The organism is Dialister sp. (genome assembly GCF_051885895.1).
Lineage (GTDB): Bacteria > Bacillota > Negativicutes > Veillonellales > Dialisteraceae > Dialister.
Map to the genome: position 1 here is coordinate 19557 of NZ_JBJEXP010000095.1, position 10197 is coordinate 29753.

A 10197-nucleotide genomic window follows, 5' to 3' on the forward strand; every position below is an offset into this window, starting at 1 on the left:
CGGCCCTTTTGATTTGCTAAACCTTTTGACTGTTTTTTCATATATAAACTTGACCAAAAGTTGGCAAGGCGATATAGTTAAATACAGTGGATAATTGTGTAGTTACAGGAGATACTATGTTTAACTTACCGGATAAATATGTAGAAGTCGATGGATTCAGGATTCCTGCGGATAAAGTGGATGAATACAAGCGTATCCGTGACAGGATGATTAAGGAAGCAGAAAAGTTTTTTCGGACTTTCTGTGAAGTGGTAAAGCGGGAGAAACTGGTGGATCTTCTTGGAGAGGGCATTGTAGGCTACTCTTCTACAGGAGAGATGCTGGCCAGAATTTCACTGGATCCTTTTGAACTGTCTGCCATGAATGTGGCCCTGCAGCGTAAAAAAATCAAGGAATATATGCTGGCTACCAATGGATATGACGAAGATGATTACAAGCAGCTTTTAAAAGAATTTAACGATAGAAAAGCTGAGAGAAAAGCAAAAAAACAATAATAACAGGAAGGACTGTTAGTTCATGATTCAGCTAGTTGTAGACAGTACAGCTGCTGTTCCTGCAGATTTTCTGGAACAGCACAGCAATGTTCATGTGATTCCTCTTTTCATTTCTGTAAAGGGCGAGTATGTTCCTGAGTATGAAGCCACCATTGAACAGGTGATTGATTATTCCGAAAGTACAAAGAAAGCGGTTCCTACAAGCCAGCCCAGCACAGGAGATTTCCTCAAAATGTTTGAGTCTCTCCCGAAAGAGGATCCAATTATTGTCATCTGCATTACTTCCGGCGTGAGCGGCACCTATAACGGCGCCGTTCTTGCCGCGCGCCAGTCAGGAAGAAAGAACATCTCCGTGATCAATTCCCGTACGACGGCCATTGGTATGATGGAAATTCTGGAAGATGCGCTTGAATTCATTGATAAAGGGCTTTCTTTTGATGAAATCAGCAAGGCACTTATGGAGTCGGCTTCTCTTATGAGGACAACTTTTACAGTGGATACGCTGGATTACCTCAGAAGAGGCGGACGCATAGGAAAAGCTGCAGGTCTTATCGGCAGTATTTTGAAAATTAAACCGGTGATTTACCTGAATGATAACAATGAAGTGGATGTGCTTGCCAAGGTGCGCACCGGTAAAAAGGCTGCTGCTGCTATGATTGACTATCTTCATAAAAATTCGCCCTGCAAACGGATCGGCATTGTTCATATAGAAAATGAAGAAGGCGGCAGGGCACTTCAGGCTAAAGTCCTGGAGGAATATCCGGACATTGAGGTTACTCTTTCCACCGGTACCCCTGTTTTGGCATCTTATCTGGGACCGGGGCTTACGGGGATTATCTTTGAAAGTGCCAATGATGGGGGAAATAAAAATGTATAACATAATTGATGGGACTTGTTTCAAAAATATGCTGACTGGCGCCTATCAGCTGTTCCAGCAGAAATATGAAATCATTAATCAGCTGAATGTGTTCCCTGTTCCTGATGGAGATACAGGAAATAACATGCTGAATACACTGAAATCCATGTACAGTATGATTGCGGAAGAAAGGGCGGATCAGCCGGTGGGAATCCTGGCCGAAAAAGCAGCTGCCGGTGCCATTATGGGCGCCAGAGGCAACTCCGGCGTCATTCTTTCTCAGATTATTCATGGTATCAGCCGCGGACTTCATGGGAAAAAGACGGCATCCTGCGGTCAGATGAGCAAAGCTTTCCAGTATGGCATCCTTTATGCTTACCGGGCTGTTACCAAACCGGTAGAAGGAACTATCCTTTCCGTTGCTCGTGGAATTGCCAAGAATACCAGAGAAGTTATCCGCACGGAAACAGACTTCAGCAAGATTTTAGAAGCTTCCATCAAATATGGCAATGAAGCTTTGGCCAAAACCCCAGAACAGCTTCAGATTCTGAAAGATGCCAATGTGGTGGATGCCGGCGGACAGGGATTGATTTTCTTCCTCATGGGCTGCCTCAATGGTCTTACTGGCAAGGTGGAAGAAATTAAAGTTGATGTAAAGCCTGTCATCAGCCGTTTAGAAGCTAAGGGTGAATCTTTCTCCATTGAATATCCATACTGCACTGAATTTATCATCAGTCCTTGTAAGGTTAAAGCCAAGGAGGTCAGAAAGAGACTTTCTGCCTGGGGAGAATCCATGATCGTAGCGGAAGGGGACAATCTGGTCAAAGTTCACATCCATGCCCAGCGCCCGGGACACGTGCTGGATATGGCTGCAGACTGGGGTACCCTTCATGATATCAAGTGCGACAATATGGTAGATCAGTTCCACAAGAACAAGGAAAAACAGCAGAAAATGGTGAAGAAGCCTCTTGGCATACTCACCGTAGTATCCGGTGACGGCTGGACAGAACTTTTCAAAAAACTGGGCGCCGATGTGGTATCGGGAGGCCAGTCCATGAATCCATCGGTGCAGGAACTGAGTCTTGGCATGGATAACGGACAGTATGAAAAGTATATTATTCTTCCCAACAACAAAAATATCATTCTGGCTGCTCAGCAGCTCCAGAAAATGCTTGGTGAAAAGGTCCACATTGTTCCTTCTACCAACCCCATGGAAGGACTGGCTGCAGCCATGGCCTTTTCCGAAGAAAACAGTCTTGAAGAGAATCTGGAAGCCATGAATGAAAGAATGAAGGAAATCACTACAGCTATGATTACCACCGCTGTGAGGGACAGTATTGTAGGAAAATCTGTTATTCACAAGGACGATTTCATGGGTATCATGAAGAATCATGAAGTGATTGCAGAAAAAGACTTTACCCGCTGTTTCCAGGATGTACTTTCTCATCTTGTTACGGAAGATACCGAAATTGTTACCATTTACTCCGGCAGTGATCTGACAGAAGAAGCCTGCCTTGCAGAAATTGATAAAGCGGAAAAGAAATATCCGGATGTTACCTTTGAAACCTATAAAGGCGGACAGCCTCTTTATCCTATGTATATTTCCGCGGAATAATGAAAAAACGCCTGAAAAGGCGTTTTTTATTTTCTATTTCTTATTATTCTGCAGCTAAACCAGGTCAGTAGGATTTATGGAGTATAGGTTCAGGATTGTCAATTCCTGGTTGTCATCTGACTGGGAAGAAAACAGCCCTTTCCATCTTCTTTATTATGCGATACAATAAAATTATCATATCATAGAGCATTTTGCTCTCCAGGAGGTTATTGTATGGCAGAAGAACAGCAGAACCAGGATTTATATCATATTGATCTTATGCGTACCCTTTGGGAAAATACCTATCGGGGCACTGTTTTTGACTATAAGGAACAGTATATAGCTACTGTGCGTATTATTTTCAGTATCCCGCTGGATAGAAGTGAAGTGCCGGAAAATGCACCGAAGGTGAATCCCGTAATTATTGTACTGGTGGAAGATACCATTCTTTCTCCGCTGGAAATCGTAGACTTTGAACAGGCCATGACACCTATTCTAGCCAAACGGCTCACCAGCGACGCTTTCTTTCCGGATCGTATTATGTATTTTTATCCGAGCCCGGTGGATGGAGCAGAAACAAAGGATAAACCGGAAAATCAACAATAATTGTATCTATATAAAAACGTCCCTTATAGGGGCGTTTTTATATAGGGAATAAGCATTTTTCTTCATACCGATAGAGTAAAATCTTTAAATTTGTGAAAAATCAGCATAGGTGTTTCAATCGGTAATTTCTTGTATGTGCAACAATTCCCTCTGCAATATATTTAGCTATATAAGTCCAAAGATGGTACAATATAAGAGTATTATGCATATTATATGAGGAGGTATTTCATATGAAAAAGGGAAAATTATTTGGTATCGGCGTAGGACCTGGAGATTCAAAACTGCTTACAGTGAAAGCAGTAGAAGCCATTCAGGGAGCAGATATGATTATTACACCAAAAACAGAAAAGAAAGAAGGCTCCGTGGCTTTTAATATTGCCAAGCCTTATATATCTGAAAAGACGGAAATTCTTCCTATGGTTTTCCAAATGAATACAGATATGGCAGCTGTGGAAAAACAGTGGAGGGAAAACCGGAAGATCATTGCAGAAAAGCTGGATGAAGGGAAAAATCTGGTTTTCCTGACTCTGGGAGATCCTATGCTCTACAGCACGTATATGTACATTTTCAATGAATTCAAGGATTCTCCGGACTATGAAGTGGAAACGATTCCGGGCATACCCGCTTTTCTCGGTATTGCATCCTATATTGGCCTTCCGGTGACTGAATGGGAAGAAAATGTATTGATTATTCCTGCTACGGCAGATCATGATAAATTTGACAAGGCTCTGGCGGCATCGGACAATGCAGTGATTATGAAGGTATACAAGAGTTTTGCCTTTGTACAGGAGGAACTCCGTAAGCATCACATGATTAAACGGGCAGTCATGGTTTCCCGGGCAGGCCTTCCTGATGAAATCGTGCAGAGAGATCTGGACAGCCTTCCTGCCGACTACAAACCTAATTATCTGAGTACTATTATTGCAAAGAGAGATAAATAATGATGACAACCGTAAACCGTCCCCGTGTCGTCATTGCAGGGACAAACAGCGGAGTGGGAAAGACGACGATTGTCACCGGGCTTTTGGCTTATTTCCATTCCATAGGGCTGAAAGTACAGCCTTTCAAAGTGGGGCCGGACTATATTGATCCCGGCTTTCATGAAAAAGCGGCAGGAAACCCTTCCTACAATCTGGATACCTGGATGACGCCGCCAGATCATCTGGCCTCCAATTTTTCCTACCTTTCCCGGGATGCAGATATTTCTATCATTGAAGGAGTAATGGGACTCTATGATGGCGGTGCCAATGGTGTCAGTTCTACTGCGGATATTGCCAAAAGGCTTCATGCCCCGGTTATCCTTGTACTGGACTGCAAATCCGTAGGGTACAGTATTGCTGCTACAGCTCTCGGTTTTCGGGAATACGACCGGGAAACCCCTATTGCCGGTGTTATACTGAACAGGCTGGGATCCGACCGTCACGAGGCCATGGTGCGGGACGTCATGGAAAAAATCCATATGCCCGTGATCGGTGCTTTCCATCGGGATGAAGGTTTGAAAACTCCGGAACGACATCTGGGACTGACACCTGTGACGGAAATTGAAACTTCTGCTTTGATTCATCATATGGGTGAAGATGCAGGCCGTTGGGTGGACACGGAAAAACTGCTGTCCATTGCCCGGGGTGCATCTCTTTTGGAAGTAAATGAAGAAAAAGAGGAGGCACCCAGCCTTCATGTACGAATTGGCGTAGCCAGGGATGAAGCATTTTCCTTCTATTATCCAGCCAGCCTTCATGCTTTGGAAAAACTGGGAGCGGAACTGGTTGATTTCAGTCCCATCCGTGATTCCACCATTCCGGAGGTAGACGGTCTGGTTTTCGGCGGGGGATTTCCTGAAATGTTTCTTTCGGAGCTGGAAGGTAACCATGCGATGATTGAATCCCTGCGGAAGGCTAGGGATGAGGGTATGCCCATTTATGCCGAATGCGGCGGTCTTATGTATCTCTGCGAAAAAATAAAGGGATTTGATGGACAGTCTTTCACTATGGCCGGCCTGGTACCTGGAGTATGTGAAATGCAGAAAAAACTCCAGCGTGTAGGCTATGTAACAGGCAGGGCACTCAGGAAGAGTATTATTGCTGACGAAGGAGATATTTTAAAAGGGCATGAATTCCATTTTTCCACCCTTTCCTGCAATGAAGATTTTCCCTGGGCTTATGACCTGAAAGGAACCAGGCAGAAGGAAGGACATGAAGAAGGATATGCCAGAGACAATGTACTGGCTACATATCTCCATCTTTCCTTTGAAGGAAATCCAAAAGCGGCAGCGAAGTTCATGGCTTCCTGTGCAGCCTATAAGCAAAAACAATTATCTACTATTGATTAGGATTGGAAACGCCGGCTTGCGGAAATCCAGTTTCATTTTTATGAAATCCGGCTTTTCGCACATCGGCGTTTTTAGTTATGAATGTTGGAACTGGTGGCAGAGAGGAGAACTAACATGACAGAAAAAGGACTTGTTCTCATTAATACGGGAACGGGCAAGGGAAAAACAACGGCTGCTCTGGGAACAGCGGTACGTGCTTGGGGAGATGGTCAGCGGGTGCTGATCCTTCAGTTTATCAAAGGTGCCTGGAAATACGGAGAACTGAAAGCAATTGAAACCCTGGGCAGTATTGACGGCCGTATAGAAATCAGACCTATGGGTGACGGATTTGTCTTCCATAATAAAAAAGATCCTGACAATGAAGAAAGGCTGCAGGAAAAGAAAGAACTGGCCCGCAAAGCATGGGATATGGTGAAAAAAGAAGTAATGAGCGATAACTGGGATCTGGTTGTGCTGGATGAAGTAAATTATGCAATTCATTTCGGTATGCTGGATACAGCAGAAGTGGCGGATCTTATTCGGAACAGACCGGAAAAGCTGAATATGATTCTCACGGGAAGATATGCACCGCAGGAACTTATTGATCTGGCAGACACGGTTACAGAAATGACTCTTGTAAAGCATGCGTTCCAAAAAGGAATTCGGGCTAGAAGAGGAATAGAATTTTAAAATATGATCGTTGCCTGGTAGTATTCCGGCATAGGATAGGAGAAGTGTATAGGTGACAATACACTTGGTACATTTACTACTCTCCTGCCCACTGGGTAATTCCTGTTTATTATTGTGATTCGTAAGCAGATTCTTTATATATATATTGCTAGACTGGAACTTACTTCGCCTGTTCTTAGTATTCTATACGGTAAACATGCAGGTTTAGGGATATATCCTATGCTACCTATAAAACTCTGCTTTCAAAGTAGGACGGCTCACCATGTGTTGTGAGTCGCTTTACTTTTATCATATATGTTTCGATAGGATTACATTTTCCTGCTTGAAAATGTAATGTAACAATTGATCTCTAATTTTGCAACTATAATCCTGCTTTATATCTATCTGCTTGCTGATTCTACTTTCTCCTTCCTGTGGCAAGCTTATATTACTTATGTTATTATTTAAAGGTAGTATCAGCCCAGATTGAATAAAGAAGGTGATGAAAGGACATGAAAAACCGAATATTTCTTGTTCTTGGCGGAGCCAGAAGCGGGAAGAGCGAGTTTGCAGAGAAGCTGATGTATCATTCTACAGGGAAAAGGAAGGGATACATTGCTACCAGCCAGATTCTGGATGATGAGATGCGCTATCGGGTGATCCTGCATCGGGAGCGCCGTCCTTCGGACTGGAAGACTTTTGAGGTGATGCATGGAGCCGGCGAGGAGATGGGGCATATCCTGGAGGAAGCGGATGCCATTCTTTTCGACTGCATTACCATGTATGTGAATAATATCCTCATGGATCATATGAAGGGAATCACTGTGGAAACCCTGGGGGTTTCGGATCTGACCACGCTGCAGCAGGAGCTGGAGAAGGATCTGGATCTTATGTTTGACAGGATTTCTTCTGTGTCGGATAAGGAAATCATTTTTGTTTCAGATGAGCTTGGCATGGGCATTGTTCCTGCCAATGCCATGAGCCGGGTATACAGGGATCTTGTGGGGCTGGCGAACCAGTATGTGGCGAAGCGGGCCGATAAGGTATACCTTTCCATTGCAGGCATTACTATGGAGCTCAAGGAAAGAGGAGTGGAGCTATAATGACAAAAATTGCAAAGAGAGTCATGTTTCAGGGAACCAGTTCTCATGTGGGCAAGAGTATTCTGACCACTGCTTTCTGCCGTATCCTTGCCCAGGACGGGTACAGGACGGCTCCTTTCAAGGCGCAGAATATGGCGCTGAATTCGTATGTAACGCTGTCAGGCGGTGAAATCGGCCGCTCTACGGTGGCTCAGGCGGAGGCAGCCGGTGTGCTTCCGATTGTGCAGATGAATCCTGTGCTTTTAAAGCCTACGGGCAATTCCTGTTCCCAGGTGATTCTTCTGGGCACTTCGGTGGGCAATTACAGTGCTTCTGAATACCAGAATTCCTACAGCCAGAAGGCCTGGGAAACGGTGAAGGAAAGCCTTGACTACATGGAAACCCATTTTGATGCCCTGGTCATTGAAGGGGCAGGGTCTCCGGCTGAGGTGAACCTGAAGAAAAATGATATTGTAAATATGCGCATTGCCAAAGAGTGCCAGGCACCGGTATTCCTCATTGCCGACATCGACAGAGGCGGGGCGCTGGCTTCCATTGTAGGCACGCTGGAGCTTCTGGAACCGGACGAAAGAGCGCTGGTGAAGGGGCTGATTATCAACAAGTTCCGTGGAGACATTACCCTGCTGGAACCGGCTCTCACATTCCTGAAGGAAAAGACCGGTGTGCCGGTGCTGGGTGTCATTCCTTATCTGGATGATCTGGGCATTGATGATGAGGACTCTGTATCTCTGCAGGATCTCCCCAGCGATCATGTGATGCGGGATATCCATATTGCCGTCATGCAGACCCCGAAGATTTCCAATTTCACGGACTTTGACGCTCTGAACCATGAACCGGATGTGAACCTGCGTTTCGTGCAGCAGGGGGATATGATCGGTGATCCCGATCTCATCCTTCTTCCTGGGAGCAAGAATACCACTGAAGATCTGCTCTATCTCAAGCGCCAGGGATATGCGAAGGAAATTCAGGAAATGGCGGAGAAGGGTGTACCGGTTATCGGCATCTGCGGCGGTTTCCAGATGCTGGGCGAAAAGGTATGCGATCCGCTCCATGTGGAAAGCAGCAATGATGAGGTGGACGGTCTCGGCCTTCTGCCCTATACCACTTCCATGCACGGCAAAAAGAATACTTACCAGGTTACCTTTGACTGCGATGATCTGCCCTTCCTGGGCATGAAGTTTGCCGGAAAAGGCATGCGGGGCTATGAAATCCATATGGGTGAGACCACGCTCACAAAGCCGGCTCAGTCCCTCTTCCATATCGTGCAGCGGAGTGAGGACAAGGTGGACCTGCGGGACGGCTATATCAATGAAGCCCGCAATGTATTCGGCACCTACTGCCATGGTCTCTTTGACAATGATGAGCTCCGCCGTGCGGTGATCAATGCACTCCGCCGCCGGAAGGGCCTGAAGGATCTGCCGGTGCAGTTCAAGTACCGTGAATACAAGGAGTCCGAATTTGACCGTCTGGCCAAAACGGTGAGAAGCCATTTTGACATGGATGCTTTTTATAAGATTCTGGGGAATGAATAATTGGATGGATTAATGTATTCGGCCTTCTACGCTGCCATTCCGCTGGCAGCCCTGGTGATCGATACGGTTTACGGGGATCCCCGGTCCGACTATCATCCGGTGGTGCTGATCGGGAAGCTGATTTCCTTCTACGAGGGAAAGCTGTATCCTGCCCGGAAGACTTCTGATGGCAATATGTTCCTCCGGGGCATGACCACCTCTCTTCTGGTGCTCCTCACCGTAGGTCTGATTGTGGGCTTCCTCACCTGGCTGTCAGTGAAGGCAGGCATCCTCATGTATGCTGCCGTCAGCGCCGTAGTGCTTTATTTCACCATCACCCCCAGGGCCCTGGCCCGGGACGGTTTTGAGATCTACCATCTTCTGAAGGCGGGAGACATTGTGTCCGCCAGGAAGCGTCTCAGCTGGATCGTAGGCAGGGACACGGAAAATCTGGATGAAGGGGAAATTGCCCGGGGCACGGTGGAGACCATTGCGGAAAATACCACCGACGGCGTGATTTCGCCCCTTTTCTGGTTCCTTCTTCTGGGACCGGTGGGGGCGGCGCTGTACCGTGCAGGCAATACCATGGATTCCATGCTGGGCTATAAAAATGACAGATACCTCTTTTTCGGCCGGTTTGCAGCCCGGCTGGATGATGTACTGAATTATATTCCCGCCCGCATTACCTTTCTCCTCTTCGTGGCAGCGGCTGCTGTCCTGAAGCTGGACTGGAAGAATGCAAAGACCATAGGCCTCAGGGATGCGCCCAAGCATCCGTCTCCCAATGGAGGCTATGCGGAGGCCACCGTGGCAGGCGCCATGCATGTGCAGCTGGGCGGCTACAACTATTATGAAGGAAAACCGGAATTCCGCGAATACATGGGGGATCCGGATACGCCGCTGAAGGCGGATCATATTAAAACGGCCATTTACCTCATGTACGGTGCGGTGATTCTCTTTGTGGTGATCGAATCGGTACTGATCTTTTTCCTGTGGCAGCACTAGGGAAGCACTGATTAATTCATAGAGTTTACTTTCATAAGAAATTTTATGCAC

At 46.2% G+C, this 10197-nt stretch carries 10 protein-coding genes; all 10 read left to right on the forward strand.

The window, feature by feature from the left end; translation table 11 throughout:
* The first annotated feature begins 116 nt into the window (after nt 1-116).
* The gene (locus ACI4N7_RS08270) at nt 117-494 is read left to right on the forward strand and encodes a hypothetical protein (RefSeq protein WP_439732884.1); all 378 of its coding nucleotides are present in this window, start codon (nt 117-119) and stop codon (nt 492-494) included.
* A 22-nt stretch (nt 495-516) separates the two neighbouring features.
* Complete coding sequence (locus ACI4N7_RS08275; RefSeq protein ID WP_439732885.1) at nt 517-1371, forward strand: DegV family protein; 855 nt, start codon at nt 517-519, stop codon at nt 1369-1371.
* Nucleotides 1364-2965, forward strand: coding sequence for a DAK2 domain-containing protein (locus tag ACI4N7_RS08280; protein ID WP_439732886.1), 1602 nt, complete (start codon nt 1364-1366; stop codon nt 2963-2965). The genes ACI4N7_RS08275 and ACI4N7_RS08280 overlap by 8 nt, the downstream gene beginning before the upstream one ends.
* 213 nt (nt 2966-3178) lie before the next feature.
* The gene (locus ACI4N7_RS08285) at nt 3179-3550 is read left to right on the forward strand and encodes a hypothetical protein (RefSeq protein WP_439732887.1); all 372 of its coding nucleotides are present in this window, start codon (nt 3179-3181) and stop codon (nt 3548-3550) included.
* 230 nt (nt 3551-3780) lie between these two features.
* Nucleotides 3781-4491, forward strand: a complete 711-nt coding sequence (gene cobI / locus ACI4N7_RS08290) for a precorrin-2 C(20)-methyltransferase (protein ID WP_439732888.1) — start codon at nt 3781-3783, stop codon at nt 4489-4491.
* Between the two features lie 2 nt (nt 4492-4493).
* Entirely contained in the window at nt 4494-5879 is a 1386-nt protein-coding gene (locus ACI4N7_RS08295; RefSeq protein ID WP_439732891.1) for a cobyrinate a,c-diamide synthase, read from the forward strand.
* Between the two features lie 114 nt (nt 5880-5993).
* A complete protein-coding gene (cobO, locus tag ACI4N7_RS08300) occupies nt 5994-6548 on the forward strand; it encodes a cob(I)yrinic acid a,c-diamide adenosyltransferase (RefSeq protein ID WP_439732889.1) in 555 nt (184 codons plus the stop codon).
* Nucleotides 6549-7039: 491 nt separating this feature from the next.
* Nucleotides 7040-7630, forward strand: a complete 591-nt coding sequence (cobU, locus tag ACI4N7_RS08305) for a bifunctional adenosylcobinamide kinase/adenosylcobinamide-phosphate guanylyltransferase (protein WP_439732890.1) — start codon at nt 7040-7042, stop codon at nt 7628-7630.
* Between the two features lie 8 nt (nt 7631-7638).
* Nucleotides 7639-9162 (forward strand): cobyric acid synthase, encoded by a 1524-nt coding sequence (locus tag ACI4N7_RS08310; RefSeq protein WP_439732892.1) that lies wholly within the window; start codon nt 7639-7641, stop codon nt 9160-9162.
* 12 nt (nt 9163-9174) lie between these two features.
* Nucleotides 9175-10146 (forward strand): adenosylcobinamide-phosphate synthase CbiB, encoded by a 972-nt coding sequence (cbiB, locus tag ACI4N7_RS08315; RefSeq protein WP_439732893.1) that lies wholly within the window; start codon nt 9175-9177, stop codon nt 10144-10146.
* The last annotated feature ends 51 nt before the right edge of the window (nt 10147-10197 follow it).